Origin of the sequence: Myxococcus eversor (assembly GCF_010894455.1) — a bacterium.
GTDB classification, from domain to species: Bacteria; Myxococcota; Myxococcia; order Myxococcales; family Myxococcaceae; genus Myxococcus; species Myxococcus eversor.
Genome location: NZ_JAAIXY010000024.1, coordinates 1 through 24023 on the forward strand (window position 1 = coordinate 1; position 24023 = coordinate 24023).

38 protein-coding genes, 1 tRNA gene and 2 pseudogenes are annotated in these 24023 nt (G+C 70.0%); all 41 read left to right on the forward strand.

Annotation, left to right across the window (positions count from 1 at the left end):
• Positions 1 to 51: 51 nt before the first annotated feature.
• The 41 genes and pseudogenes from G4D83_RS36535 to G4D83_RS36715 all read left to right on the forward strand — a co-directional run bounded on the left by G4D83_RS36535 (position 52) and on the right by G4D83_RS36715 (position 24009).
• Positions 52 to 125: transfer RNA gene (locus G4D83_RS36535), tRNA-Arg, on the forward strand.
• 691 nt (positions 126 to 816) lie between these two features.
• Entirely contained in the window at positions 817 to 1482 is a 666-nt protein-coding gene (locus G4D83_RS36540) for a hypothetical protein (protein WP_163869534.1), read from the forward strand.
• Positions 1479 to 2027 (forward strand): DUF1643 domain-containing protein, encoded by a 549-nt coding sequence (locus tag G4D83_RS36545; protein WP_163869535.1) that lies wholly within the window; start codon positions 1479 to 1481, stop codon positions 2025 to 2027. Before G4D83_RS36540 ends, G4D83_RS36545 begins: the two co-directional genes overlap by 4 nt.
• Positions 2024 to 2272: a hypothetical protein gene (locus tag G4D83_RS36550; RefSeq protein WP_163869536.1), complete on the forward strand. Its 249-nt coding sequence runs from the start codon at positions 2024 to 2026 to the stop codon at positions 2270 to 2272. The genes G4D83_RS36545 and G4D83_RS36550 overlap by 4 nt, the downstream gene beginning before the upstream one ends.
• Positions 2273 to 2352: 80 nt before the next feature.
• Positions 2353 to 2556 (forward strand): annotated as a pseudogene (locus G4D83_RS46545) (LexA family protein); the annotation flags it as partial.
• A gap of 62 nt (positions 2557 to 2618) precedes the next feature.
• Positions 2619 to 2921, forward strand: coding sequence for a hypothetical protein (locus G4D83_RS36560; protein WP_163869538.1), 303 nt, complete (start codon positions 2619 to 2621; stop codon positions 2919 to 2921).
• Positions 2918 to 3136 carry a hypothetical protein gene (locus G4D83_RS45680; protein ID WP_205522804.1) on the forward strand — a complete coding sequence of 73 codons (219 nt, stop codon included), beginning with the start codon at positions 2918 to 2920 and terminating at the stop codon, positions 3134 to 3136. Before G4D83_RS36560 ends, G4D83_RS45680 begins: the two co-directional genes overlap by 4 nt.
• Complete coding sequence (locus G4D83_RS36565) at positions 3129 to 3713, forward strand: HNH endonuclease signature motif containing protein (RefSeq protein WP_205522805.1); 585 nt, start codon at positions 3129 to 3131, stop codon at positions 3711 to 3713. The genes G4D83_RS45680 and G4D83_RS36565 overlap by 8 nt, the downstream gene beginning before the upstream one ends.
• A complete protein-coding gene (locus tag G4D83_RS36570) occupies positions 3706 to 4704 on the forward strand; it encodes a phage Gp37/Gp68 family protein (RefSeq protein WP_163869540.1) in 999 nt (332 codons plus the stop codon). The genes G4D83_RS36565 and G4D83_RS36570 overlap by 8 nt, the downstream gene beginning before the upstream one ends.
• Positions 4697 to 5338 carry an ASCH domain-containing protein gene (locus G4D83_RS36575; protein WP_163869541.1) on the forward strand — a complete coding sequence of 214 codons (642 nt, stop codon included), beginning with the start codon at positions 4697 to 4699 and terminating at the stop codon, positions 5336 to 5338. The genes G4D83_RS36570 and G4D83_RS36575 overlap by 8 nt, the downstream gene beginning before the upstream one ends.
• Before the next feature lie 178 nt (positions 5339 to 5516).
• Complete coding sequence (locus G4D83_RS36580; protein ID WP_163869542.1) at positions 5517 to 7145, forward strand: DNA cytosine methyltransferase; 1629 nt, start codon at positions 5517 to 5519, stop codon at positions 7143 to 7145.
• Positions 7142 to 8383, forward strand: coding sequence for a DNA adenine methylase (locus G4D83_RS36585; protein WP_163869543.1), 1242 nt, complete (start codon positions 7142 to 7144; stop codon positions 8381 to 8383). The genes G4D83_RS36580 and G4D83_RS36585 overlap by 4 nt, the downstream gene beginning before the upstream one ends.
• Positions 8380 to 9060 carry a hypothetical protein gene (locus tag G4D83_RS36590; protein WP_163869544.1) on the forward strand — a complete coding sequence of 227 codons (681 nt, stop codon included), beginning with the start codon at positions 8380 to 8382 and terminating at the stop codon, positions 9058 to 9060. Before G4D83_RS36585 ends, G4D83_RS36590 begins: the two co-directional genes overlap by 4 nt.
• Entirely contained in the window at positions 9057 to 9245 is a 189-nt protein-coding gene (locus tag G4D83_RS36595; protein ID WP_163869545.1) for a hypothetical protein, read from the forward strand. The genes G4D83_RS36590 and G4D83_RS36595 overlap by 4 nt, the downstream gene beginning before the upstream one ends.
• Positions 9242 to 9511, forward strand: coding sequence for a hypothetical protein (locus G4D83_RS36600; protein WP_163869546.1), 270 nt, complete (start codon positions 9242 to 9244; stop codon positions 9509 to 9511). The genes G4D83_RS36595 and G4D83_RS36600 overlap by 4 nt, the downstream gene beginning before the upstream one ends.
• Positions 9512 to 9514: 3 nt before the next feature.
• Positions 9515 to 10696 carry a FliH/SctL family protein gene (locus tag G4D83_RS36605; RefSeq protein ID WP_163869547.1) on the forward strand — a complete coding sequence of 394 codons (1182 nt, stop codon included), beginning with the start codon at positions 9515 to 9517 and terminating at the stop codon, positions 10694 to 10696.
• Positions 10693 to 10980 (forward strand): hypothetical protein, encoded by a 288-nt coding sequence (locus tag G4D83_RS36610; protein ID WP_163869548.1) that lies wholly within the window; start codon positions 10693 to 10695, stop codon positions 10978 to 10980. Before G4D83_RS36605 ends, G4D83_RS36610 begins: the two co-directional genes overlap by 4 nt.
• On the forward strand, positions 10977 to 11462 hold the full coding sequence (locus G4D83_RS36615) for a hypothetical protein (protein WP_163869549.1): 486 nt from the start codon (positions 10977 to 10979) through the stop codon (positions 11460 to 11462). Before G4D83_RS36610 ends, G4D83_RS36615 begins: the two co-directional genes overlap by 4 nt.
• Positions 11459 to 11983 carry a helix-turn-helix domain-containing protein gene (locus tag G4D83_RS36620; RefSeq protein ID WP_163869550.1) on the forward strand — a complete coding sequence of 175 codons (525 nt, stop codon included), beginning with the start codon at positions 11459 to 11461 and terminating at the stop codon, positions 11981 to 11983. The genes G4D83_RS36615 and G4D83_RS36620 overlap by 4 nt, the downstream gene beginning before the upstream one ends.
• 205 nt (positions 11984 to 12188) lie before the next feature.
• Positions 12189 to 12377 (forward strand): annotated as a pseudogene (locus G4D83_RS47340) (helix-turn-helix domain-containing protein); the annotation flags it as partial.
• 459 nt (positions 12378 to 12836) lie between these two features.
• On the forward strand, positions 12837 to 13184 hold the full coding sequence (locus G4D83_RS46550; protein WP_240357036.1) for a helix-turn-helix transcriptional regulator: 348 nt from the start codon (positions 12837 to 12839) through the stop codon (positions 13182 to 13184).
• 17 nt (positions 13185 to 13201) lie between these two features.
• A complete protein-coding gene (locus G4D83_RS36630; protein ID WP_275902413.1) occupies positions 13202 to 13726 on the forward strand; it encodes a RusA family crossover junction endodeoxyribonuclease in 525 nt (174 codons plus the stop codon).
• Positions 13723 to 13914: a hypothetical protein gene (locus G4D83_RS36635; protein WP_163869553.1), complete on the forward strand. Its 192-nt coding sequence runs from the start codon at positions 13723 to 13725 to the stop codon at positions 13912 to 13914. The genes G4D83_RS36630 and G4D83_RS36635 overlap by 4 nt, the downstream gene beginning before the upstream one ends.
• On the forward strand, positions 13911 to 14291 hold the full coding sequence (locus G4D83_RS36640) for a hypothetical protein (protein ID WP_163869554.1): 381 nt from the start codon (positions 13911 to 13913) through the stop codon (positions 14289 to 14291). The genes G4D83_RS36635 and G4D83_RS36640 overlap by 4 nt, the downstream gene beginning before the upstream one ends.
• Positions 14292 to 14374: 83 nt before the next feature.
• Positions 14375 to 14656, forward strand: coding sequence for a hypothetical protein (locus tag G4D83_RS36645; RefSeq protein ID WP_163869555.1), 282 nt, complete (start codon positions 14375 to 14377; stop codon positions 14654 to 14656).
• Positions 14653 to 14871: a hypothetical protein gene (locus G4D83_RS36650; RefSeq protein ID WP_163869556.1), complete on the forward strand. Its 219-nt coding sequence runs from the start codon at positions 14653 to 14655 to the stop codon at positions 14869 to 14871. Before G4D83_RS36645 ends, G4D83_RS36650 begins: the two co-directional genes overlap by 4 nt.
• 209 nt (positions 14872 to 15080) lie before the next feature.
• Positions 15081 to 15266 (forward strand): hypothetical protein, encoded by a 186-nt coding sequence (locus G4D83_RS45685; protein WP_205522806.1) that lies wholly within the window; start codon positions 15081 to 15083, stop codon positions 15264 to 15266.
• 2 nt (positions 15267 to 15268) lie between these two features.
• Complete coding sequence (locus tag G4D83_RS36655; protein ID WP_163869557.1) at positions 15269 to 15730, forward strand: hypothetical protein; 462 nt, start codon at positions 15269 to 15271, stop codon at positions 15728 to 15730.
• A 121-nt stretch (positions 15731 to 15851) separates the two neighbouring features.
• A complete protein-coding gene (locus tag G4D83_RS36660; RefSeq protein WP_163869558.1) occupies positions 15852 to 16058 on the forward strand; it encodes a hypothetical protein in 207 nt (68 codons plus the stop codon).
• Positions 16059 to 16319: 261 nt separating this feature from the next.
• Complete coding sequence (locus G4D83_RS36665; RefSeq protein WP_163869559.1) at positions 16320 to 16466, forward strand: hypothetical protein; 147 nt, start codon at positions 16320 to 16322, stop codon at positions 16464 to 16466.
• Positions 16467 to 16505: 39 nt separating this feature from the next.
• Positions 16506 to 16964 (forward strand): dUTP diphosphatase, encoded by a 459-nt coding sequence (locus G4D83_RS36670; protein WP_163869560.1) that lies wholly within the window; start codon positions 16506 to 16508, stop codon positions 16962 to 16964.
• A gap of 33 nt (positions 16965 to 16997) precedes the next feature.
• Complete coding sequence (locus G4D83_RS36675) at positions 16998 to 17351, forward strand: hypothetical protein (protein ID WP_163869561.1); 354 nt, start codon at positions 16998 to 17000, stop codon at positions 17349 to 17351.
• A 407-nt stretch (positions 17352 to 17758) separates the two neighbouring features.
• Positions 17759 to 17944, forward strand: coding sequence for a hypothetical protein (locus G4D83_RS36680; protein WP_163869562.1), 186 nt, complete (start codon positions 17759 to 17761; stop codon positions 17942 to 17944).
• A 44-nt stretch (positions 17945 to 17988) separates the two neighbouring features.
• Positions 17989 to 18675, forward strand: a complete 687-nt coding sequence (locus G4D83_RS36685; protein WP_163869563.1) for a hypothetical protein — start codon at positions 17989 to 17991, stop codon at positions 18673 to 18675.
• A 42-nt stretch (positions 18676 to 18717) separates the two neighbouring features.
• Positions 18718 to 19314, forward strand: coding sequence for a terminase small subunit (locus G4D83_RS36690; protein WP_163869564.1), 597 nt, complete (start codon positions 18718 to 18720; stop codon positions 19312 to 19314).
• The gene (locus tag G4D83_RS36695; protein ID WP_163869565.1) at positions 19311 to 20897 is read left to right on the forward strand and encodes a phage terminase large subunit family protein; all 1587 of its coding nucleotides are present in this window, start codon (positions 19311 to 19313) and stop codon (positions 20895 to 20897) included. The genes G4D83_RS36690 and G4D83_RS36695 overlap by 4 nt, the downstream gene beginning before the upstream one ends.
• Positions 20894 to 21397, forward strand: coding sequence for a Mov34/MPN/PAD-1 family protein (locus G4D83_RS36700; RefSeq protein WP_163869566.1), 504 nt, complete (start codon positions 20894 to 20896; stop codon positions 21395 to 21397). The genes G4D83_RS36695 and G4D83_RS36700 overlap by 4 nt, the downstream gene beginning before the upstream one ends.
• Positions 21398 to 21414: 17 nt before the next feature.
• Positions 21415 to 21930, forward strand: a complete 516-nt coding sequence (locus G4D83_RS36705) for a hypothetical protein (RefSeq protein ID WP_205522807.1) — start codon at positions 21415 to 21417, stop codon at positions 21928 to 21930.
• Positions 21927 to 22163: a hypothetical protein gene (locus tag G4D83_RS45690; protein WP_205522808.1), complete on the forward strand. Its 237-nt coding sequence runs from the start codon at positions 21927 to 21929 to the stop codon at positions 22161 to 22163. Before G4D83_RS36705 ends, G4D83_RS45690 begins: the two co-directional genes overlap by 4 nt.
• Positions 22160 to 23716 carry a DUF4055 domain-containing protein gene (locus G4D83_RS36710; RefSeq protein WP_163869568.1) on the forward strand — a complete coding sequence of 519 codons (1557 nt, stop codon included), beginning with the start codon at positions 22160 to 22162 and terminating at the stop codon, positions 23714 to 23716. Before G4D83_RS45690 ends, G4D83_RS36710 begins: the two co-directional genes overlap by 4 nt.
• Complete coding sequence (locus tag G4D83_RS36715) at positions 23713 to 24009, forward strand: hypothetical protein (protein ID WP_163869569.1); 297 nt, start codon at positions 23713 to 23715, stop codon at positions 24007 to 24009. Before G4D83_RS36710 ends, G4D83_RS36715 begins: the two co-directional genes overlap by 4 nt.
• Positions 24010 to 24023 lie beyond the last annotated feature (14 nt).

Below are 24023 nucleotides of genomic sequence, written 5' to 3' on the forward strand. Positions count from 1 at the left end.
CTTGCGTCGGCCGGGGAGTTCGGCTACTTGTCGCCTCGCTACAGCGGTTCTGCGCGATTAGCTCAGCTGGATAGAGCGTTGGCCTCCGGAGCCAAAGGCCACAGGTTCGAATCCTGTATCGCGCGCAAGAGGGAAGTGCCTGGAATTCTTGGGGTTTCTACCCGAGCGTCCCAGGCACTTTCTCTTTGCGCCGCCCCCTCTGCCCGAAAACTGCCCGAACGGCGCGCACTTAGCGCCGATGGCATGCCCAGTGCGGATGGGAGCTTGGCCCTTGCTGGTTCTGGCGGTGTGCGATGACCCGCCCTACTACTGGTGGCGGCATCACCCGGCCACGCTCGCCCAAGGCGTCGGGTGACGTCCTCCCGGGCACCTTCACCACCAACAGCACGCGCCTCCAGGACGGCCGCTGGCGTGTCCAGCATGGCGACGCTGGGCCTGCCGAAGCTGCCTCCTGGCTGGAGGCGAGCGTCCGAGCCCTCGTCAACCTTGCCCGTGCGTCCCGCGCGCGGGGGGGCACGTCCACCAAGACGGGCGGTGGCCGATGAGCGCCACCGCCAAACCGCACCTCAGGGGCAACCCAGACACTGGCGGGGTCCGGGCCCGCAACAACGTGGGCTGCAGCGTCCGCGTTGCGAAGGGCTTCCGCGCGTGGCAGCGGAAGGAGGGTGGCCACTGGCGCCGAAAGGACCGCGAGCTCATCCCGGATTGCACCGGGACTGGCCCTGCCGTGTCCGCGCGCGCCACCAGGGCCAAGCTCGCTGACGCCCGCGCCGAGCACGCCGCCCTCCAGGAGCCGGCGCGGGATGGGGGTGCATCGTGAGCACCTCCGCAACCTGGACGGAGAAGCTGGCTGTCATCCGCGCGCGCCATGCCGCTGCGACGAAGGGCCCGTGGTTCTGGTTCGGGTACCTCCGCTCCCGCTCGGTCGGTCTGCACGTGCGCGGCGCCACGTCGGTCATCGAATTCAGCCGCTGGGGGACGCAAGGTGCGCAGCCCCTGTTCTCGGTGGAGGGCATCCTCACCGACCTGCCGGAGCTCGTCGTCCCCGACACCGCCACGGGGCGGGGGCGCGTCACGGACATCAACCACCCGGACGCCCGGTTCATCGCCGCGTCCTGGGAGGATGTCCGTGCCCTGCTCACCCGCGTTGACGAGTTGGAGGCGCAGGTTGCCGCGCCGCCCGCGCCGGCTACTCCCGTCGTCTGGCAGTACGCCCTCCGCAATGACGCGGGCCACTGGCTCGCCGACATCATCCTTCGGTCCGACGGTTCTCTCTTCGCGCTCTCTGACTGGGGCGGGTACGTGTACCGGTGGAACGCGACGGGCTCCGCATGCTTCCGCTCGTGGCTGTCGCGCCTCACGCCCGACTACATCGCGGAGAAGACGAGCCTCCCGTTCGCCGAGCAGGTGTGGCCGGCGCTGGTTGCTGCCCTTCGCGCGGAGCTGGCCGCCGAGCAGCAGGCTCAGGCGGTGGCGTCATGAGCACGTGTCCGAGCACATGGGCCGTGCTGAGCGACGACCGATGCTACCGGTACGTCCTGGGCCGCCGGTGGAGCGATGCTCCCGCTCTCGTCGTTGTTGGCCACAACCCGAGCACCGCCGACGAGAAGCTGGACGACAACACCATCCGCAAGGAGGTGGGCTTCGCGAAGCGCTGGGGCTTCGGCGCGCTCGTGAAGGGCAACGTCTGTGCGTGGCGGGCCACTGACCCGGACGCGCTCACCCTCGTGCCGGGCGCGGTGGGCCCGGACAATGACGCGTGGCTGGCGCTGCTGGTGTCGGGCGCTGACTTCGGCACCGGCACGGCCGGCGCCGTTGGGCGAGTGATGGCGGCATGGGGGACGCTGCACGCCGAGAGCAAGGCGCAGGTGGTGCGCGAGCGCCCGCGCCAGGTGCTCCGTGTGCTCACCGCCCATGCGGACGTCTACGCGTTCAAGACGACGAAGGACGGCCACCCGCAGCACCCGCTGTACCTGCCCAACGACACCGAGCCCGTCCTCTACCGCCCCAAGGCAGGTGGCGCATGAGCACGTGCCCTCCGCCCATTCGTGGGCACATCGCATTCACTTCGGTGCCCGGGCCGCTCGGCTGGCGCACCGTCATCCGTGGCGACGGACTCGAGTCCGTTGAGGTGGACGCACGGACGCGCCGAGACGCCGACGACACGGCCCGCGACGTCATGGCCCGCCAGGCCTGTGCCGCCGCCCGCTCGGGCCATCCGCTCAACCTGAACGACTACGCCGTCGAACTGCAACTCGCTGAGGAGGTCTAGCCATGCCGTGCCCGTACTGTGCTCCTGGTCGTCGCCGTCCGGCTGCTGACCCTGGCGAACCCACCGCCGCCGCGAAGAATGACCTCACCGCCCGGCAGCGGGAGATTCTCCGTTTCATCGTCGACGTCCGGGAGCGGCGCGGGTTCTCGCCGAGCATTCGCGACATCGGCAAGACGTTCCGCATCACGTCCACCAACGGCGTCAACGACCACCTCAAGGCGTTGGTGCGCAAGGGCTGCCTGGACCGCGACGCGATGACTGCGCGCTCCCTGGTGCCTACCGAGTCCGGGCTCCGCGAGGCCTCCCGCCACCCAGTCACTGCCACTACCACCGAAGGAGTCGAGTCATGAGCGAGTCCACCCAGGAGTTCGTGCAGTACACCCGCGAGCAGCTGCTGGAGAAGTCCACGGAGCTGGCCGCCATCCTCGACAAGCTCGACACCTGCCGCGAGGCGAAGTCGACGGCGATGAAGGACTTCAAGAAGGAGGAGTCGGACCTGTCCATGCAGGCGCGGACGCTGGCGAAGGTCATCCGCCAGAAGGGGGAGTTCCGCGACCGGCAGCGCTCCATGTTCGAGGCGGATGAGGACGCGGACGCGGGCGAGGGGCTGGCGACGCCCACCGAGCGGAAGCGCCGGAGCGACGCGTGAGCACCGTACCGCAGGGTCTCACGTTGAAGGGGAAGGTCATCCGCTCGGGCCCCGTCGTCTGTACGTGCGGCAATGTCATCGACCGCTCCGTGGCGCGCTTCGAGCCGCTCGGAAAGGACGCCTTCTTTCTCATCATCCGCCCGGCCCATTCGACTGACTCCGGCGCCGAGTGCGCGGGCCCAGACCTCAACGCGAAGGAGGCTCCCCGTGGGTGAGACTCACTGCGGCGCTCGGAACCCCAACTGGAAGGGCGGACGCTCCCTCGCCTCCAACGGCTACGTGCTCATCCGGGTGGGCGTGGGGCACCCGGCGGCCGACGTCCGCGGCTACGCCTACGAGCACCGCCTCGTCGCCGAGCAGGTGCTGGGGCGTCCGCTGCTTGAGGGCGAGCAGGTCCACCACAAGGACGGCGACAAGCAGAACAACGCGCCGGCGAACCTCGAGGTGCTCACCCAGCACGAGCACCGCGCCGAGCACCGGAAGCACGAGCGCGGACTGCGCGTGCCCGGCGGCCCCAACCCGCTGGTCCAGTGCGCATGCGGCTGCGGCTCGACGTTCCCCAAGTACGACGGCTGCAACCGCCCGCGCCGCTACGTGAGCGGGCACAACCCGTCGGACTCCCCTGTCCAGCGCAAGGTTCTGGCGGCCCTCGACGCTGGCGTAATGCGCGTGGCGCTGGTGGCGGAGCACGCCGGGATAACGGTGCGCGCCGTCAAGGCGACGCTCTCGCGACTCGCGAAGTTGAACAAGGTCCGCCGCGTGCGGCACGGAGAGTGGGTGCGCCATGGCTGAGACGAGCATCGAGTGGACGGACGTCGTCTGGAACGTCACGAAGGGCTGCAGCCGGAAGTCTCCCGGGTGCGGTGGTGGCACTCCCGGAAGCCGGAAGGGCGGCTGCTACGCAGAGCGAATGGCCATCCGCATGTCAGGGTTGGGCCAGCCGTATGAGGGGCTCGTGGAGTCCACTCCGGCTGGCCCGCGGTGGACGGGCAAGGTGGTGCTGGACCCCGCGAAGCTTGACGAGCCGCTCCGCTGGAAAAAGCCCCGGCGCGTCTTCGTCAACTCCATGAGCGACCTCTTCCACGAGGCGCTCTCGTTTGAGGACATCGACCGCGTCTTCGCGACCATGCGCCTCGCGGAGCGACACACCTTCCAGGTCTTGACGAAGCGGGCGGACCGGATGCGTGAGTATGTGGAGTGGGCGCGCAGGCGCTCTGTCGTCGACGGCATCGAGGTCGTCCCCGGGAGCCCCATCACGTGGGAGCGCGCTCACCCCAACGTGTGGCTGGGGGTGTCCGTCGAGGACCGGATGCGCGTCGAGCGAATCGCTCATCTCCGCGCGACGCCGGCGGCGGTTCGCTTCATCTCCTTCGAGCCATTGCTCGAGGATGTCGGGACAGTGGACCTGGCCGGCATTCACTGGGCAATCGTCGGCGGTGAGTCTGGGCCAGGCGCTCGTCCCATGCACCCGGTGTGGGCGAGGCGCCTGCGTGACCAGTGTGTGAAGGCCGGGGTCGCCTTCTTCTTCAAGCAGTGGGGGGCGTGGAAGCCCTACTGCACCATGACGGAGTCCGAGGCCGACGCGCTCTATGAGGCGCTCCCGGAGGGCGTCCCAGACGACGCGCCGCGCCGCTGCACGGTGGCGTCCGCGACGTTCCCCACCGAACCCCTTCCTGTTGGAGGCGAGGTCCACACCCTGTTCGAGTTGGGGAAGAAGCACGCGGGCCGGATGCTCGATGGGCGCACCTGGGACGAGTACCCGGCGGAGGCGCGCCATGCGTGAGCGTCCGCTCCTCTTCTCTGGGCCGATGGTCCAAGCGCTGCTGGACGGCCGGAAGACGGTGACTCGTCGGCTTGTGAAGGAGCGACACTTCTCGCCCGAGTTCCACGCGCGGTGCCCTGCTGTGGGTGTCGCTCAGTCGCTGCGCGAGTTCTCACCCCCTTGCCCCTACGGCCAGCCCGGGGACCGGCTCTGGGTGCGCGAGACGTGGGCGCTCGATGACTGCGGCGCAGACGGCGAGCAAGTCGTGTGGCGCGCGGACCGTGCCGCCGCATGGAGAGAGAAGCTCGGCGACATCTACTACCTCGCGTCGGACTACGAGCCCGAGCGCTGGCGCCCCTCCATCCACATGCCGCGCTGGGCCTCGCGCCTCACGCTGGAGGTGACGGCGGTCCGCGTCGACCGCCTGCACGACATCACCGAGGACGACGCGGTGGCGGAGGGCGTCGAGCGGCACCCGGAGGCGTGCGGCTGGCGCAACTACGAGCCCGAGCCGGCCTTCGAGCACGTCACCTACCACCCGACGGCGCGTGAGTCGTTCGCGTCGCTCTGGCGCTCCATCAACGGCGAGGAGTCGTGGGCCGTCAACCCCTGGGTGTGGCGCGTCGAGTTCGCGCGCGTGGGGGCCTCGACGTGAGCCCTCGCGCCCGCACGGTCGTCCTCGCCGGGCTCGCCCTCGCGTTTTCCTGCGCTGGCGCCCACTCCGCGCGCGCGGACATCCACCAGTGGCACGCCGCGCTCAAGGCCGGCGTGTCTGTCGTCCTCCTTCTCGGTGCCGCTGTCCTGGCCGGCGCCGCCTGCCGTCGGAGCCGTTCATGAGCTGCAGTCAGGGCATCATCGTGGACCTGTTCGCGGGCGGTGGCGGCGCGTCCACCGGCGTTGCCGCTGCTGTCGGGCGGGACCCTGACGTGGCCCTCAACCACGACCCACCGGCCATTCGCGTCTACAAGGCCAACCACCCCAACACGCTGTGCCTTGCCGAGGACATCTGGAAGACGCCGCCTCGCGAGGTGGTGAAGCTTCTGAGAAAGCACCGTGCCAGGTCTGGACGCCCGTTGAAGTCCTGGAAGGTGTGGGCTCTCTGGGCCTCGCCCGACTGCACCCACTTCGCGAAGGCGCGCGGCTCGAAGCCCCGACAGAAGAACATCCGCTCCCTGGCGCACGTCGTCGTGCGCTGGGCGCGCGACGTCTCGCCGGAAATCATCTTCCTGGAGAACGTGGAGGAATTCGTCGGCTGGGGCCCCCTCTACGAGGTGGGCCACGTCATGCCGGATGGGCGCGTCCTGCAGGAGGGGGACAAGCTCATCGACATGCCCATCCCGGAGCGGAAGGGCGAGTACTTCGACATGTGGCGCGGCCAGCTCGAGCTGCTGGGCTACCGCGTCGAGTGGCGCCTGCTCACCGCGAGCAAGTACGGCGCACCGACGAACCGCAAGCGCCTCTTCCTCGTCGCACGCCGTGACGGCCAGCCCATCGTCTGGCCTGAGCCCACGCACGGCCCCGGCCTCCTGCCCATGCACACCGCGGCGGAGTGCATCGACTGGAGCCTGCCGGTTCGCTCCATCTTCGGGCGCAAGAAGCCGCTCGTGAAGAAGACGCTGTGGCGGGTCGCGCAGGGCATCCGGAAGTACGTGTTCGAGAATCCGCGCCCCTTCATCATCAAGGTGAATCACGGCGGGCTGGTGGACAGGAGTGAATCCATCGACGCACCGCTGTCCACGGTGACGGCGACGCGCAGAGGCCATGCCCTGGTAGCGCCCACGCTCATCCAGGCGGGGTATGGCGAGCGGCTTGGGCAGGAGGCTCGGACGCTCAACCTGCACGCGCCGCTGGGCACCGTCGTCGCGCAGGGGCGCAAGCACGCCCTCGTCCAGACGTTCCTCCAGGAGCACCACCTGGTGGCCCCGTTCATCGCCAAGGGCTACGGCGGTCACGTGACGCCCGGCATCCGGGCGGATGGGCCGTTGGACACCATCACCACCCAGGACCACCACGCGCTGGCTGCGGTGACGCTGGCGACGTTCCGCGGCACCGCGGCGAACCAGCCGGGCGCCGCCTCCGTGGAGGAGCCACTCGGCACCATCACCGCGGGCGGCATCCACGTGGCCGAGGTCCGCGCCTTCCTCACCGCCTACTACGGGTCCGGGAGCGAGGGGCAGCGGCTCGACGACCCCATGCGGACCATCACCGCCGTCAGGCGCATGGGTTTGGTGCTCGTGGAGGGCGTCGAACACCAGATTGTCGACATCGGCCTCCGGATGCTGGAGCCCCACGAGCTCCTCCGCGCCCAGTTCGGGAAGTACGCCGAGGGCTACGACCTGAGCGCCGTCCCCAGCAAGGCGGGGAAGGTCAGGCTCATCGGAAACAGCGTCTGCCCCGAGGCTGCCGAAGCAGTCGTGCGCGCCAACCTGGGCGACGCCTTCGCGGGCCGGAGGGCGGCATGAGCACCGGCACTCGCCTCCGAGCTCCGTTCCCGTGGTTCGGCGGGAAGTCACGGGCCGCCCACCTGGTGTGGGAGGCGTTCGGCGACGTCGCCAACTACGTGGAGCCCTTCGCCGGCAGCCTCGCGGTGTTGCTGGCCCGCCCCACGCCCCCGGGCGTGGAGACGGTGAACGACCGCGACACGTACCTGGCCAACTTCTGGCGGGCGCTCCGCGCCGCGCCGGACGAGGTGGCGAGCCACACGGACTGGCCCGTCAACGAGGCGGACCTCCATGCACGCCACCGGTGGCTCGTGGCCCAGGGGGACTTCCGGCAGCGGATGCGCGCGGACCCCGAGTACTTCGACGCGCGGGTGGCCGGCTGGTGGGTGTGGGGACTTTGCCAGTGGATTGGCAGCGGCTGGTGCGCCCAGCCTTCATGGGAGGCCCAGGAAGCGGCCGGCGCCGAGAAGACGTGCGGCATCGCCACCAGCGAGTACTCGAAGCGGCCGATGCTCGACAAGCCGGGGCGTGGCGTCCACCAGCTCTCGGTGCGCGAGACCCAGGACGCACGCCTGCGAGACCTTTGGAGCAACACCGAATGGGCGCGGCGTCCGCACCTGAGCCACGGGAATGGCATCCACGCCCGCCGGGTGCAGGACCTCTCCGGCTCGGCCGGCTGGGAGAAACGCCCAAGCCTCGCCCGTGGAGGGAAGGGCGTGCTCCGCCTGTCGAACCAGATTCCCATGCTGGCGGGGGACAGCGGAGCCACCGGGCGCGGAGTCCTCGCGAGCGGGAAGCGGGGGGGCGTCTACGACTGGATGCAGGCCCTGGCGGAGCGGCTGCGGCACGTCCGCGTCTGCTGCGGCGACTGGAGCCGCATCCTCTCGCCCAACGTCACCGAGCGCATCGGTGTGACGGGCGTGATGCTGGACCCGCCGTACTCCGACGCGGCGGACCGGGACCCGAGCATCTACGCGGAAGAGGACCTGCAGGTGGCCCACCTAGTCCGCGAGTGGGCCCTGGAGAATGGCGACAACCCCCGGTTGCGCATCGCCCTGTGCGGCTACGAGGGGGAACACGAGATGCCCTCGAGCTGGCGCTGCGTCGCGTGGAAGGCGCCCGGCGGCTATGCGGCCGCGCGCGGCAACCACGAGAACGCCCTGCGCGAGCGCATCTGGTTCAGCCCCTTCTGCCTCTCGCCCGCGGATGAGCCCATGCGAGGCCTGCCCATGGCGGGTCTGCTTGGAGGTGCCCCGTGAGCGCCTGCGCCACCGAGCGCGCACCTCTCGTTGCCGTCACCGTGGCACCCGCATGGGCCCGCGCCGTGGCCAGGCGCTGCAACAGCGTCCTCAACGTGCCTGGCCTGCCCGCGGGTGTCGGCCCGGGCGCATACGTGGCCGTCTGCGCCGGCGAGGGCCGGGACGATGCCCTCGTGGAGTGGTTCCGCCGCGAGGTGGCCATCTGCACCCCGCCCGAGGACGAGCTCCCGACGCGCGTGGTGGTGGCCGTGGGGCGCCTCGCGGCGGTGTCCGAGTACCCGGCCGCTGCGCAGCACCACCGCTGGCGGCACTTCGCCAGCAGCCCCTGGTACGGGGGCCCGGTGACGCTGTGGCTGGAGGACGTCGTCACGCTGCCCGCGTCCGTGCCGTGCGAGCTGCGCGGTGAGGGAGAGCTATGGGAACTGCCGCCCGACGTCCAGGCCCAGGTCCGCGCCGGGTACGGCCAGGTGGTGCGCGAGGACGAGGAGCGGTGGGCGCAGTACCAGTCGAAGGCCACGGGGTGCTCCGTGCCCATCGCCCGCGAGGGGCTCCGTGAGAAGTGCATCGTCAAGTGCAAGCAGCCCGGCTGCACCCTCGCGACGGTGAGGTGCTCCACCTGCAAGGCGTGGAAGTGCAGTTGCACGCCGCACGTCTGCTCCACGGAGGCACGCCCATGAGTCCTCTGCTCTTCGCACTCGTGGAGCACCGCTGGCACCAGGAGCTGGCCCACGTCTGCCGGATGATGGCCAACCGGCAGCAGCTGGGCATCCCCCTGGGGAACCACGCCGTACGCGCCGCGGCCCAGGTCGAGCACATCGGCTGGTGGCGCTCCTGCTGGCCCCTCGTCGGAGGTGGGCGATGAGCAAGTGCCTCCTCCGCGCCACCCAGTGCTCCGTCTGCGGCGCGATGATGCTGGGCGGCGAATACACCGACGAGGGTGTGCTGACGCCGCACGCGCCTCTCCCTGCGACGGAGCGCGTCCGGGCCGCCCACCAGGGCGAGTGGCCCACCTGCCAGCACGGCACCGCCTACCGCGCGGGGTGCCGCAGCCAGCCCGTCCTCCCGGCCTGCTGCTGCGCGCCGACGCCCCTTCTTCCTTCCGCACCTGTCGCCACTCCGGAGCCGTAGCCCATGCCCGACTGCCCCACGCCCAGCGCCCAGGACAGCGTCCTCCCCCAGCCGGGGAGTGGCACCCGCGCGCGCGCCGTCGCCGGGCCCGCCACGGCCCAGGTGGAGGCCATCGCGGCCGACCTGGCCCGCGCCTACGAAGAGATGGAGGCGCTACGCGCGGAGCTGGAGTCCGAGCGCGAGGCGGCGCTGGAACTGGCGACCCGGGCGGCCCACGCTGAGGGCATCGCCGAGGGCTACCGGCAGGCCATGGCCCAGGTGCTGGAGTCCCGCGCCACGCTGTCCCCGGTGACTGTCCCCGCTTCGCCGCGTGTGGATGTCCACCAGCCTGTCCACCGCGATGTCCGCGCCACGGAGGTGGACATGTCCACCGAAGTCCACCAGCCCTCGGTGGACATGAAGGGGGGTAGGGGGGAAGCAACAGCGAAGCCGAAGGCTGAGCTGCAGAGAGCTAAGTGGCGAGACGACAAGAAGCGACAGAGAGCTGAGAAGAAGGCTGCTGCTGAAGGCGCGCGCGAGATGTCCACCTCGGACACGTCCACCTTGTCCACCTCGGATGTCCACCTCGGACATGTCCACCCGGTGGACACGATGGGGCCTGTCGCCGCCCCGGTGGCACCCGCCATCCGCCGGAAGCCGAAGTGGATGGAGGACGCCACCCCGAGTCCGGACAAGGCCTTCTTCGCGTGGTTCACCGACGAACGGCACCGGCGCTTCCCGGGCGCCGTTGTCGAACGCAGGGCCCCGGCCCGGTGGCCAGAGTGGCATGCGACGGCTCTCGCTGCGTGTGGCGGCGACGAGGAGAAGCTCCGCACGACGTGCCGGAGCTACCTGGACGACGCGTGGGCCCAGAGGCTCGAGCGGCCGTGCCCGGCATCGGTGCTCATCTCGGACAGGGTCTGGCCGAAGCACGTGCCCGGCCAGCACGACGGCGCGGTGCTCACCACCCCGGTGGCCCCTGCCGACGCCCGTCGCCGTGCCGACCTCAACGTGGGGCGCCAGGAGGCAGTCGGCGGCCCGTGCGCCACCGGGTGCGGACGGGAGGCTGTGTCGGAGATGTGGGGCCACCGGCTGTGCACGCCGTGCTGGCATGCCGCCGACGCGGGCGTGCACGAGCTCTCCGCGCCCGGCGTCGCTGCCTGGGTGGAATCCCGTCGCGCGCAGGCCCAGGGGGTGGCACCGTGACGCACCGGAAGCTCGACTCGCCGCGCGTGCACCTCCAGGCCGTGCTCGCCGTCATCGGTGCCGTGCAGTCCTCCCAGCGCGGACCGAGCGACGACGTCTCAGCGCTCATCGAACACGCCGAGCAATTCATGGACGGCCACCCGGATGTGGACTGGGCCAACCGCAAGAGGGCGGCGCCGAGCCGGGAGGCGCTGGTGAGGGCCCTGGCGCTGGTACCGCGAGCACTCCTCCGGGACCTCCAACCGACGTCGCTCATCCTCCTGGGCGTGGCAGGTGAGGCATGACCTGCGCAACGAAGCTCATCCTCTTGGGCACCGGCGCCTCGGGACTGACGCTGGCGCACCTGCCGGAGCTGCGCCGCTACGTGGCCCAGTTCGCGCGGTGCCCTGGCGCGCGCCTCATGCACGGCGCCGGCAGCCCGCGGAGGGGCGACCCGCCCGGGGCCCACGGCGCGGACAAGCTCTGGGAGACGGCGTGCCACCTGGAGTGGCCGTGGTTCCGGGTCGAGGACGTCGACAGGTTCCCCGCGGACTGGGACCTCGGAAAGCGCGCCAGCCGCGTGCGCAACGAGCAGATGCACCGCGCCCTCCGCGGATACGCGCGCCGGGGCTGGGTGGTGCGCTGGGCTGCCGCCCACACGGACCCGGGCCTGGGCAAGGGGACGAAGGGGATGACCGCCCTGTGCCGGGACGAGGGCTGGAAGGGGCGCGTGCTGCTGATGGACCCGTACACCGGGGCGCTGCGCCCCGAGGAGGCATCGCCGTGAATTGCAACGAGATGAACGCAGTCGGGAAGACGTTATTGGCTGCGAGGAAGAAGGCACGGTTCAGCGTCCGCCAGTTGGGGAAACTCCTCTCCGTCTCTGGCTCCTACGTCTCGCTCGTCGAGACGGGGCGGACGTCGCCGCCGCGCGAGCGGTTGATTGAGTGGGCGCGGGCCCTTGGATTGGCCCCCGAGTCCATCCTCGGAGCGGTCGCCCAGCGCCGCGGCGAGTTCGTGCTGCCGGTGACTGGGCATGGGCGCCACGATGAGGTCGCGGCCATCCTGTCGGCCCGGTGGGCGGCGTTGCCGACGGATGTCATGGACCGCCTCGCGGACGTGGTTGGGGCGCTACCGGTTCCCCTTGTCCTGCCAGCCCTCGTTCCGCCACGTACCCGCCCCAGTGGCGCGCGGGAGGACTGTGACCTCTGCGGTGGACCGCTCCCGGAGTACAGCGGCTGGGGCAGGCCGCGCAGGCGACACAGGGGCAAGTGCCCGCAGATGCCACAGGCCGAGGCCGCGCCATGACGTGCCGCAAGCACCCCGACCAGGACAAGGCGCTGCGCCTGGCGACTGCGCGCATTGCAGAGCTGGAGGAATCGAAACGGAAGTTGGCCCACGCGCTGGACCGCTACGGCAGGCACGAGCGCGGGTGCCGCTTCTCGCGCAGCAACGCCCGGGAGGCCTGCACGTGCCTCCTACATCAGCGAATCGCAGAGGGAGGTCTCAAACCATGACGTGCGAGGACGTGAATCGAGTTGGGAGGCTCCTGCGGGAGGCTCGGCTCAAGAAGGGGCTCACCATGAGCAAGCTTGGAAATCTCGTGGGGATTGAACCCACGTACATGGGGCAAATTGAACTGGGCAAGAGGCCGCCGTTCTCGTCGCGGGAGAGGATGGTCGCATGGGTGCGTGCGCTCGGGATGTCGCCAGAGTCTGTTCTCCCGGCGCCGAAGACGCCGAAATGCCAATGCGGCAAGGCGTTCATTCCGCGCCGGCATACTCAAAAGTGGTGCAGTCCCCGATGTGGGGACGAGGCCGCGAACCGGAGGCGGACCGGCATGCGCCCACGCGCAGACGCCGTGAGCGATGACCCAGGGTTCGAATACAGCTTGCCGCTGGACGGAGGGGCTGGCGAAATCGCTCGCGACGGCCGTATTGCAAAGGCGATTCGCCAAGGTGTCAGCATCGGCGCGCTGTGCGAGCGGTTCGGCTGCGAGAGGGGCACCATCCTCCGAGTGGCGAGGGAGCGCAGCCTAACTGTGGGCGTCGTGGCCCCAGAACCAAAGCAACATGTGCCCCCAGTCCATGGGCAGTCGCCGACGCTCCCCCGGTGCCCGACAGATGCGCCTGCCGCCTTTGCGCCCCTGCGGAGTCGCGGTGTGAAGTACGACCGGTCACTCGGGGATACGCTCCGCGACGCGCGCATGCGGGCTGGGTTGTCCCAACCGGAGGTGGCGCGCCACATCGGCGCGTCTGTCCAACGCGTCAGCGACGTCGAACGCGGCCACCGGGCGCGTCTCACCCATGCCCAATCCCTCCGGGCGGCGGCGCTCCTCGACGTGAGCCCGGCCCTCATGCTCAGCCTGTGGGCTCGGCGGCGGGAGGACGTGCCGCTGTACCGGACGGGTGAGGAGCGCCGGGACTACGTCGCCGCGGCGCTCTCTGCGGTGTGGGACTCGCTGACTCAAGAGGCGGTGGAGAACATCGCGAAGGCGGTGGGGCTGTGACGTGCGCGCAAGCTGAAGTGCGTCTGGTTCTGCCGTACCCGCCCAGTGCCAACACGTATTGGAGGGCCAGCAAGGGGCGCGGCATGGTGCCGTCGGACGAGGCCAAGGCGTACAAGGCCCAGGTCGCCCACGCTGCAGCGCTCGCCCGTACGCAACCGCTCGCTGGGCCTGTGCACCTCGTCCTCACGGTGTTCCGCCCGCGCCGAACGGGTGACCTCGACAACACCCTCAAGGTGCTGGGGGACAGCCTCAACGGCGTCGCGTGGCTGGACGATGACCAGGTCATCCGCATCGAGGCCTCGCGCGAGGACGACGCCAAGGCGCCGCGCGTCGAGTTGGTGGCGACCGGCCAGCGGCACGCCACCCCTGCGGAGGCAGCAGCCCACGCCGCCGCCCGCGCCGAACGCGCGCGGAAGGCCCGTGAGACGCGCAACCGGAACCGGCTGGAGAAGAAGCGCGCTGCCGCAGCCCCACCCAAGAAGTTGGCCGACGTCAGGGCGCTGGCCACGCCTGCCACCTACCGCAAGGAGAAGACGCGATGAAGAAGCTGACGACGCTGAAACTGAAGCTGGCGAAGCTGAAGACGAAGCTGACGAAGCTGCGCCTGACGCGGGAGCTATTCGTTTGGACGATGGCTGTGCTGCTCGTTCTGGGCGGACTCGCCCACGGGATGAGGGGGTGCAGGACGCTGGCGTCGGAGCAGACGCAGCCGGAGGGTGGTGTGCCGTGAAGCTGACCACGACCGTGCTGGACGACCTGGAGGCCAAGGCGAAGGCGGCGACTCCGGGGCCGTGGGTGGCGGCCATAGAGCCCCAGCAGGCCCCCGGGGGAGATGACGCGGACCTGCCGTCGTTCGTGCGCAGCGCGGACCGGAAGCTGGTGCGGCACATCCGCGAGCTTCGCGAGAGCCTCCTGGCGCTGACGCCCGGGCACCTGCATGGCACGGAGTGGGACGGCAAGGGTGTGAATCCGATTCACACCGTTTCGGGCCCGTCCGTTCCGGAGGGGGTCTGTTCCGTCCAGTCCCCTGAGGCGAAGGGTCAGAACGGTTCTGACCCCCTGGAGGGCAAGCCGCCCTCGTACTTCTTCGGAGGGGATGCCCCATGAAAGCGTGCGGACACCGGGATGCGCAGTACAAGTGCGACGGGTGCGTGGCGGCCGTCCGAGCTCGCTTCCCGCAGTTCCCCCTCATGATGGACCGCCGCTCGAAGCCGGGCCCGCTGAGCGTCCCGTGGGCCGTCGCCGAGCGCTCCTGGGCGGCCTATGCGCAGCAGTACGGTACCCAGCAGAGCGTCGAGCGGATGGCCGAGCGCGGTGGATTTTACTGGGGTGAGATGGACGCTCAGTGCCCTGAGTGGCGCGAGGCAACGGACGCGTGGGTCCTCCTCGCGAAAGAGAACGTGGACCTCAAAGCCGAGGTGGCGCGTCTCACGCTCGAGCTTGAACAGGTGCGCGGAGGGGTCGCCCCATGACGCTCCTGACGCCGCTGGAAGAGAAGAGGCGCCGCAGGTGGCTCCGTGCTCGGGGTGCGGCCCTGGGGCTGGCAGGTGGCGCGCTGTGGTGCGCGAGCGCCAGCTTCTGGATGGAGGGCGAACTGGGCCGCGCGCTGGTGCTCGACGTCGCAGGCCTCGTGCTGGTGGTGGCCGGGGACAGGGCCGCGGTGCGTGCCGAAGGGACGCTGTCATGACGTGCCCGGAGAGGAAGTGCTCCCGGCCCGGGTGCGAGAACCCGGCAGGCAGGAAGAGCAGGGGCGCCCCCAGCGACTGGTGCAGCGAGAAGTGCGGGCGGCTGTACGCCCGTGCCCGGAAGCAGGCATTGCGGAGGAGCCTCGCAACGGCCCCGCGCAACGGGCAGGACGAGGGCCCCGACGCGCCGCTCAACGGGTGGACGCTGGCCATGGCACGGGAGCGACGGGACGCCATCGCCGCCGACATGCTGAGGGAGGGCTGGCCAGCCGAGGCGGTCCTCGAGCGGTTCGCTGGCTTCGAGCCGACCATCTCCGACATCCGCCGGCGCTTCGGAATCCCAGCCGCCCCGCCCGGCTCTGGTGGCCACCTGCCCGCTGGGCCCCCGGTGAGGTAGTCATGGCCGACTGCGCGCAGCCGAAGAAGGGGTGCATCGTCGACGGGTGCGTTCGGCCTGTCCGTGTGAAGGGGCTGTGTGACACCCACCGGAAGCGAAAGGCACGCGGGCGCCCACTCGACGCGCGACGCCACCGCTCGAAGGATGCGGACGCGGAGACGGAAGGCTGGCCCGTCATCACCGCCCGGCTCGCCTCGCCAGAGATGCTCACCTTCTTCAATGGCCTCGCCGACGCCCGGGGAGGCTCACGCAACGACGTCCTGCGTGAGGCCCTCAGCGTGTTCGCGGCGAGCCAGGGCTACGTGCCACCGCCCGTCCCTGAGTGGGTGGCCGATGCCGTGGCGGAGCTCCGGGAGGCCCGGCGCAGGGTGGAAGAGTCCACGCGGCGCCTGTGGGAGATGTTCGAGCGCGCGCGGGGTGACTGGTATGCCGACGAATGTGTTCCGCCTGTCGGATATCTATGACCATATGTGGAAAATTGCGAGAATGGCGAGTCCGGCCCTATTGATTTGACAGACGTGTTCTATCTGTATATATCTCCCATCGACGCGCCACTGACGGCGGTCGACACACGGGGAGCACGCCATGCAGACGACGAAGCAGATTGAAGTGGACGGGCAGGGGAAGCACATCAAGCACAACGGAGTGAAGTACCGCCCGTTCTCGCTGGCCACGGTTTTGAGCGAGGGGAAGGCATCGGTGAACTTCCCCCGCCCCAGCACCTCGGATGACAGCTACGCCACGGTGACCCAGGGGGAGCTGTCCGAGGCCTGGAAGCCCGCCGGAGTCTGAAGTACCGGGGCCGCCGCCAGCACGGGGTGGCCCCGCCCCTCTGGGGGCCGCCGGGCCAGGCACAGGCCCCCAGGACGCCCTGGGCTATGTTTGAGGGCGGGAGGAGGAAGGATGACGGTTTGCATAGCGCGTGGGGATGGGTGGGTGTGCGAGAGGGAGGCCAAGACCAAGGGGTTTTGCTCGGGCCACTACCAACAGGTTTTCCGGAAGAAGCCGCTGGCACCACTCAAGGGGGAGCACGGCGCCCCAGCTGAGGAGTCGGTGCACAAGGCGGTGCGGTACCCGAAGTCCGACGCCGAAGCCATCGCGGCGCTGGCGAAGGCGAGGGACCTCGATGAGGCGGTGCTGTACCGGGAAGCCGTCGCGCAGTACTTGCGGCGGGAGAAGCCGGGACAGGACGGCGGGTAGTCATCCCACTTGTCTGCGGGACCATCGAAAGGAGGACGCATGGTGAAGGTTCACGTGAAGCGAATCGGGACGCATGACCTGCCGCTGCCGGCATACGAGAATGACGGTGCCGCCGGCATGGACCTGCGGGTCTGCGTCCAGAGTCGGAACCCGGCAGGCGGCGAGGGGTGGGACGGCATCCACGTCAAGGCGGGAGCTACCGTCCGGCTACATAGCGGCTTCGCCTTCTCCATCCCTTCAGGCCACGAGGGACAAGTCCGGCCGCGAGGAAGCTCCAATTTGCGAGGGCTGAACGTTCACCTCGAAACCATCAACAGCGGGTATGGCGGCGAAGTTTTTATGGTGGTGACGGCGGGCAACTCCGACGTGCAGTTCCGGCACGGGGAGCGCATTGCCCTATTCGTCATTGCTCCCGTTGTGCGTGCAGAGCTTGTCGAGACGGATGACTTTCCGGATTCGGCGCCTGGGTCCGGCTGCATGCCCGCTGGTCCCCGGTGAGGTAGCCATGCGAATCCAGGAGAGGAGGGGAAAGTGACGGCGTGTGCCCAGGAGAGGTGCACAATCGGCGACTGCACCCGCACCGCCGCGCCAGGTCGGAGGCAGTGCCACGCGCATCAGAAGAGGGCGACGCGGGGCCAGTCCCTGTCCACGCCCGTGGCGGAGACGTACGCCACGCCGTGGGAGAGGCTCGTCGCGGCCGCCCTGGCCTACGCGGACGCTGGCGACGACGAGGAGGAGTTCGCGAGGGCGAAGGACCGGCTCCGGAAGGCTGCCCAGTCCTATGCCCGTAGCCTGCTCCTTCAGCCTCCGGCACCCCTGGCCCCTCGGGCGCGGAAGGAGAGCGGGGCCGGGCAGCTCGAGCTGTGGCCCGAGTCCAAGGGCTAGCGCTGGCTTGCGAGGTATCCCCCGACGCTGAAAGCATACACCCCTGCTCATTCATCTGACGGGGGGACCATGACCAGGTTGATGGTGTTGCTCGTGGCTGCGCTGACACTGCAGGGGTGCGACATGGAGACGAAGGCCGGAGACTCCTGCAAGGCCGAAGGCGTGGGGTCCAGAACGTGCGGCGACGGGGATGTTCTTCACTGTGTTCCCTCGTCGGCCGGTGGTTCGTGGGAACTCCTCGAGAACTGTCCCAGGGGCTCCGACTGCGACCTCGACTCCTTCGCCTGCGAGTCCACCTCGGGCGGCGGTGGAGGCACGTGCTGCAAGCGCTGCGGGACCACGAGCAAGCCCTGTGGTGACTCCTGCATCCCGAAGGCGAACACGTGCCACCAGGGGCCGGGGTGCGCGTGTTGAACGAGCTCAAGGATTGGGTGCGCCGAATGCAGTACGTCTATTGGCGCGAGGAACTGGAGCGACGGAAGGATCTGCGGCTTGCTACGGCGGACGGAAGCCCGGCATGGATTGCCGCAGATAAGCTGGTTGATGAGGCCGAGATGCGCGTGACGAGGCTCATGAGAGAGCTCAACCTCTAGTCCGCTGACGGACGCCGTCCACGAGCGCCCCGACGCTGGTCTGCATGGCAGGTGTTGATGCCCGTGCCCGGGGCGAGTCGGCGGATGGTGAAGAAGGGGCTGCCCGCCCCCTGACGGTGGACCAGCAGCGTCTCTGTGAGATGTGGCGCCCGCTGGCCGTGGGGCTGACGCTGAAGCGCCTGCACGGGGCTGGGCTCGGGCACCACGAGGACGAGGCCGCGGGGCTGGCTGCCGATGCGCTGGTGAGTGCCGCCCAGCGGTGGGTGCCCTCCGAGAGTCGATTCCCCTGGTACCTCCGGATGCGTGTCCAGGCGGTGATGTCGCGTTTCATCCACCGACACCCCGAGACGACGAGCCTGGACGAATTGCTCCCTGGCAGCGACCTGGACACCTTCGCCAGCCGGCTCGCGGCTGGGCGCGAGGAGGAGGGTGCCGCCAGTGATGCCCGGGAGCTGGCGCAGCGGGCGGAGGCGGAGATTGTCGCCCGGCTGGTCCAAGGGCGGGACGGGGATGTGGCCCGCCGTCAGGCACACGAGGCCTTCGAGATTTGGTGGGGGTGCGCGATGGAGGGCCGCTCCGGCGCCGAGGTGGCCCGCGAGCGCGGAGTCTCCCCGCAGGCCGTGGCGATGCGGCTGGCCCGCGTCCAGCGCGTCGTTGAGGCGTGGGGACGGGTGGTGCGAGGGGAGGCGCCACGGAGGCAGAGGACGGCACCGCTCCGGCCCGGCGTGTAGTTGCCCCGGAAGCCGTCCACGCCCGCGCCAAGACTTGTCGCCGTGGCACGAAAGCCCCCCAGCACCCAGCCTGACGCCCCGGAGCCGGATGACGGCACGGGCGATGCCTCGCGCGAGCTGACGCCCAAGCAGCGCGCCTTCGTCCGGGAGTACCTGAAGGACTCCTGCGCGGCTCAGGCCGCCATTCGCGCCGGCTACTCCGCGAAGACGGCGGACTCGGCGGGCTCGCGGTTGTTGAGGAATGTCAAGGTTCAGGCTGCGCTGGAGGAGATGGAGGCGGCGCTCGCCGAGGCGGTGGGGGACGAAGTCACCGTCGAGGTGGCGGAGGTCATCCGCGAGCTGCGGTACCTGGCCTTCTCCGACATCGGCCAGGGCGTCGGCGAGCTGGGCGGGGTGCGCAACCTGAAGGACATGCCCGAGGGCTTCCGCCGGGCGATCTCCAGCATCGAGGTGGAGGAGCTGTTCGAAGGGAAGGGCGAGGAGCGGGAGCAGGTCGGCATCGTCACGAAGGTGAAGCTCTGGCCGAAGGACAAGGCGCTGGAGCTGCTCGGCAGGTTCCTGAAGATGTTCACCGACAAGGTGGACCTCGAAGCCACTCTCAAGAAGAGCCACGAGGACGCGCTGGGAGAGCTGGAGTGAGCGTGGCGCGCCAGGCCCGGCGGAGCCCGTCCGTCCGGACGCAGGTGGCCCGGGGGCGGGAGCCTCGCATCCTCCGGAAGCGGCTCGGGCGGCAGCGGCCCGAGAAGAAGGCCCTGCTGTCGCCGCGCGAAAAGGCCATTCGCCAGCGGTTGAAGGACGACTTCCCACACTACTCGTCGCGGTGCCTCTTCATCCGGACGAAGAAGGGGGGCGTCGAGCCCTTCGTCCTCAACGCGGCCCAGACGTACCTGCACAAGCGCCTGGCGGAGCAGCTCCGGGTGACGGGACGGGTGCGTGCCCTCATCGTGAAGGGGCGCCAGCAGGGCTGCACCACCTACGTGCAGGGGCGTTTCTTCCAGGCCCTGTCTCACCGCGAGGGCGTCCGGGCCTACATCCTCACGCACGAGGACGCGGCCACCAACAACGTCTTCGAGATGACGAAGCGGTACTACGAGAACTGCCCCGCTCTCGTCAGGCCCAGCAAGGGCGCCGCGAACGCGAAGGAGCTCGTCTTCGACAAGCTCTCGTCCGGGTACAAGGTGGGCACCGCGGGCAGCAAGGGGACGGGGCGCTCCTCCACGGTGCAGTACTTCCACGGCAGCGAGGTGGCGTACTGGCCCAACGCCGACACCCACGTGGCCGGTGTCCTCCAGGCGGTGCCAGACGAGGACGGGACCGAAGTCATCCTCGAGTCCACCAGCAACGGGCCCGAGGGACTCTTCTACGACCTGTGCATGGCGGCGCAGCGGGGGGAGGGCGACTACCAGCTCATCTTCATCCCCTGGTTTTGGAGCTCCGAGTACCGGAAGAAGGTGCCGGCGGGCCTCGCCCTCACCTCGGAGGAGGAGCGCTACAAGGAGGCGCACGGCCTCGATGACGGGCAGATGGCCTGGCGCCGGGCCAAGGTGGTGGAGCTGGGCGGCGTGCACCACTTCCGGCGCGAGTACCCGGCGACGGTGGAGGAGGCCTTCAAGGCCGCTGCGGTGGGCGCGCTGTGGACGCAGGAGCTTCTGGACCTGCACCGCGTGGCGGAGCGCCCCAGGGATGCCGAGGGCAAGCCGCTGCCGATGGTGCGCGTGGCCGTGGCGGTGGACCCTGCCGGCGGCGATGGGCCGGACAACGACGAGGTGGGCATTGTCTGCGCGGGCGTCGCCTCCAACGGGCACGCCTACGTGTGGCGGGACGACTCGGCGAAGTACACGGCGGAGGGCTGGGCCTCCAAGGCCCTGGCCGTCTACGAGAAGGAGATGGCCGACGTCCTCGTGGGCGAGAAGAACTACGGCGGCGACATGGTGGAGACCACCATCCGCAGCAAGGCCCGTGAGTCGCGCAAGCACGTCAACGTGAAGGTGGTGACGGCCTCGCGTGGCAAGGCGAAGCGCGCGGCCCCCGTGGCGGCCCTCTACGAGCGTGGCCTCGTGCACCACGTGGGCCGCCTCATTGCCCTGGAAGACGAGCAGACGACGTGGGTGCCGGGCGAGACGAAGTGGAGCCCCAACCGCATGGACGCCGCAGTGTGGGCACTGACGGAGCTGATGCTGGGCAAGGGCGCCGACACCTTCAAGGTGGGGAGCTACCGGTGAGCGTCGCGTGCGCCACCGCGCCGGCACCGGGTGCCGTCCTGTACGTGTCCGGCCCGTACCGCGTCTGGGTGCGGCGCACCGTGCTGGCGAAGGCCCAGCGCCTGGCCCGCGTGCGTGCCCCGCTGGAGACGGGCGGGCTGCTGCTGGGGCAGGTGGTGGACGGCGAGGCCCACGTGCTGGCGCTGACGGGCCCGGGGCGGCGCGCGCGTCGCAGCCGCCTGGGCTACGAGTCGGACGGGGCGCGGGACACCCGGCTGGTGGCGCGCGTCTACCCGCAGCTGCACTACCTGGGCGACTGGCACACCCACCCGGGCGGCCCCGCGGTGCTGTCCGCGACGGACGTGGCCTCCATTCGGGGGGCGCTGTCGCCCTCCCGGCCCGAGGTGCTGCACCTGCTGCTGGCGGGCCCGGCCGACATGGGTGACGCCGTGGCCTCTCTCTTCACCCTGGTGTGCGGCGAGTCCGCCGCCCGCCGCATGACGCCCGAGGTGGCAGCGTGACGTGCATAGCTGGAGTGGTGGCGAAGGGCCGTGTGTACCTGGGAGGGGATAGCGCGGGCGTCGGTGGGTACGAGCTCACCGTCCGCTCGGACGTGAAGGTGTTCTCCAACGGCCCCTTCCTCATTGGCTTCACCTCGTCCTACCGCATGGGGCAGTTGCTCCAGCATGCCTTCAGCCCGCCACCGCCGCCGAGGAAGCCCGGGGCGCTGGGCCGGTACATGGTGGTGGACTTCGTCGACGCCGTGCGCGCGGCGCTGAAGGACAAGGGCTGGGCGACGAAGCAGAGCGAGCAGGAGCTGGGAGGCACCTTCCTCGTCGGCGTGGCGGGACACCTCTTCCGCCTCGAGGCCGACTACCAGGTGGGCGAGGCCCGAGACGGCTTCGACGCCGTGGGGTGTGGCAGCGAGGCCGCGCGTGGGGCGCTCTTCGCGTCCTGGCACCTCAAGCCCGAGTCCCGAGTGCGCATGGCGTTGCGTGCCGCGGAGCGCCTCAGCGCGGGCGTGCGCGGCCCCTTCCGGGTGGTGTCGGGGTGAGCTGCCGCGCACCCACGCCGCCGGTGGCCGGACGCCGCCGTGCCGCCTCCACCTGGCGCCTGCGCGGGCGCGGGCTGCCCCGTGCCGCCCGGCGCGACTCCACCGTGCTGGTGCTGCGCTTCTTCGCCTACCTCGAACACCGGACGTCCACGCGCTTGTCCCGGCTGTCCCTCCGGGCATGGCAGTACGTCCACCTCCGCCGCCCCGGCCATGCAGAGAGGGCCCGCCCATGACGTCCGACGTGAGCAACAAGAGCAGCGCCTACAAGGCGATGGAGCCGCACTGGGCCATGGTGAAGGCCCTCCAGGGTGGCACGGAGGCCATGCGCGCCGCTGCGACGACGTACCTGCCTCGGCACGCGCGAGAGTCCGACGAGGCCTACAGCGAGCGCCTCCAGCGCAGCTTCCTCTTCAACTACTTCGAGACGTCCCTCTCCACGCTGGCGGAGATGCCCTTCACCAAGCCGGTGGTGCTGGCGGACTCCGCGCCCGAGGAGCTGCACAACCTCGTGGGCGACGTCGACAGGCAGGGCAACGACTTGACGTCCTGGGCCCGCAACGTCTTCACGGACGGGCTGGCCAACGGGCTGACGCACATCCTCGTCGACTTCCCCAAGGTGGACAGGGCCCGGGTGCAGACACGGGCGGATGAGGTGGAGGCGGACGTCCGCCCCTACTTCGTCCACGTGCCTGCCGACTCGCTCCTGGCTGCCTACGCCACCGTGGAGGGCGGCGCCCAGGTGCTGACGCACATTCGCTTCCGCGAGACGGTGACGCGGGCGTCCGGCTTCGAGGAGGTGGCCGTGGAGCGCGTCCGTGTCCTCGAGCGGAAGGCCTGGGCGGTGTACGAAAAGGACGGGAACGGCGCCTGGGCGCAGGTAGACAGCGGGGAGAACACGCTGGGCTTCATCTCTCTCGTCACCTGGTACGCGGGCAAGCCGAAGGGCTTCATGCTCATCCGCCCGCCGTTGCTGTCCCTGGCGGAGAAGAACCTGGAGCACTGGCAGTCCGCCAGTGACCAGCGAAACATCCTCACGGTGGCGCGGTTCCCCATCTTGGCGGCCTCGGGCGTGACGGAGGCGTCGCCGCGGGAAGAGCGCACCAGCACGGAAGGGATGAGCGCCGAGGATGTGGAGTTCCTCGGGCGTCCCGGTGCGCGGGCGGGAATCACCATCGGCCCCCACTCGCTGCTCACCACCACCAACCCCCAGGGGAAGTTCTACTACGTCGAGCACACCGGGGCGGCCATCGACGCCGGTGCGAAGGACCTGGAGCGCCTGGAGGACCAGATGGCGGCGCTCAGCATCGAACTGGTCGTCCGGAGGAAGGGCAACACCACGGCGACGGAGAAGGACATCAACACCGGGCAGAGCTACTCGAAGCTCCAGTCCATGGCCCGCCGCTTCGGAGATGCGCTTGCGCTGGCCTTCCACTTCGCGGCCCGGTGGGTGTCCCTGGAAGTGCCGGACGACCAGCTGAAGGTGTCCGTCCACACGGACTTCGGCGTGGAGGAGGGCGACTCGCAGGGGCTGGAGGTACTCCTCAAGACGCGCCAGGCGCGGGACCTCTCCCGCCCGGCCTACCTGAAGGAACTCAAGCGGCGGGGCACTCTCTCCGCGGACTTCGACGTGGCGGTGAACCAGGAGGAACTGGATGCGGAGGGGCCTGCGTTGGGCACGCTTCGCTCCGAGCCGAAGGACAAGCCCCAGCTTCCCGGCCAGACGGTGCCCCCGCAGCCGCCCGCCGCTGGTGGCGGTCCCCCTGTCGCTGCTGGAGGTGCAGCGTGACCCTCGACGCCTGCTTCATCCGGGAGGTACTCGGCGGAATGAACCGCGTCGAGGCACTGCCGTGCCTTGTCCCTCTTCCTGGTACGTGGGGTTTCAACTTCCAGTGCAACCGGAAGGGCACGCGGAAGGTGCGCCGTGTCCTGCGCGACTGGCACCGGACGCTGCTGCTCCGGCTCATCCACGGGGGCTGCAAGGCGCTGGTGCTGGAGGGCGACCTGGTGCTGACGCGGGAGGCGTTCGTCACGGCGCTCGCGGCGCGGCAGGTGCTCACGAAGGGCGGAGGTGCCGCGTGAAGCGGCTCCGTGTC

Bases quoted from the DNA above. Each gene is read 5' to 3' on its own strand.
- G4D83_RS36685 (WP_163869563.1), top strand. From the start codon at position 17,989: ATGGCAGGTGTTGATGCCCGTGCCCGGGGCGAGTCGGCGGATGGTGAA.
- G4D83_RS36550 (WP_163869536.1), top strand. From the start codon at position 2,024: ATGAGCACGTGCCCTCCGCCCATTCGTGGGCACATCGCATTCACTTCG.
- G4D83_RS36575 (WP_163869541.1), top strand. From the start codon at position 4,697: ATGCGTGAGCGTCCGCTCCTCTTCTCTGGGCCGATGGTCCAAGCGCTG.
- G4D83_RS45685 (WP_205522806.1), top strand. From the start codon at position 15,081: ATGGCACGGGAGCGACGGGACGCCATCGCCGCCGACATGCTGAGGGAG.
- G4D83_RS36545 (WP_163869535.1), top strand. From the start codon at position 1,479: ATGAGCACGTGTCCGAGCACATGGGCCGTGCTGAGCGACGACCGATGC.
- G4D83_RS36560 (WP_163869538.1), top strand. From the start codon at position 2,619: ATGAGCGAGTCCACCCAGGAGTTCGTGCAGTACACCCGCGAGCAGCTG.
- G4D83_RS36670 (WP_163869560.1), top strand. From the start codon at position 16,506: ATGGTGAAGGTTCACGTGAAGCGAATCGGGACGCATGACCTGCCGCTG.
- G4D83_RS36660 (WP_163869558.1), top strand. From the start codon at position 15,852: ATGCAGACGACGAAGCAGATTGAAGTGGACGGGCAGGGGAAGCACATC.
- G4D83_RS36595 (WP_163869545.1), top strand. From the start codon at position 9,057: ATGAGTCCTCTGCTCTTCGCACTCGTGGAGCACCGCTGGCACCAGGAG.
- G4D83_RS36650 (WP_163869556.1), top strand. From the start codon at position 14,653: ATGACGCTCCTGACGCCGCTGGAAGAGAAGAGGCGCCGCAGGTGGCTC.
- G4D83_RS36580 (WP_163869542.1), top strand. From the start codon at position 5,517: ATGAGCTGCAGTCAGGGCATCATCGTGGACCTGTTCGCGGGCGGTGGC.
- G4D83_RS36645 (WP_163869555.1), top strand. From the start codon at position 14,375: ATGATGGACCGCCGCTCGAAGCCGGGCCCGCTGAGCGTCCCGTGGGCC.
- G4D83_RS36605 (WP_163869547.1), top strand. From the start codon at position 9,515: ATGCCCGACTGCCCCACGCCCAGCGCCCAGGACAGCGTCCTCCCCCAG.
- G4D83_RS36710 (WP_163869568.1), top strand. From the start codon at position 22,160: ATGACGTCCGACGTGAGCAACAAGAGCAGCGCCTACAAGGCGATGGAG.
- G4D83_RS36615 (WP_163869549.1), top strand. From the start codon at position 10,977: ATGACCTGCGCAACGAAGCTCATCCTCTTGGGCACCGGCGCCTCGGGA.
- G4D83_RS36655 (WP_163869557.1), top strand. From the start codon at position 15,269: ATGGCCGACTGCGCGCAGCCGAAGAAGGGGTGCATCGTCGACGGGTGC.
- G4D83_RS36570 (WP_163869540.1), top strand. From the start codon at position 3,706: ATGGCTGAGACGAGCATCGAGTGGACGGACGTCGTCTGGAACGTCACG.
- G4D83_RS36585 (WP_163869543.1), top strand. From the start codon at position 7,142: ATGAGCACCGGCACTCGCCTCCGAGCTCCGTTCCCGTGGTTCGGCGGG.
- G4D83_RS36635 (WP_163869553.1), top strand. From the start codon at position 13,723: ATGAAGAAGCTGACGACGCTGAAACTGAAGCTGGCGAAGCTGAAGACG.
- G4D83_RS36600 (WP_163869546.1), top strand. From the start codon at position 9,242: ATGAGCAAGTGCCTCCTCCGCGCCACCCAGTGCTCCGTCTGCGGCGCG.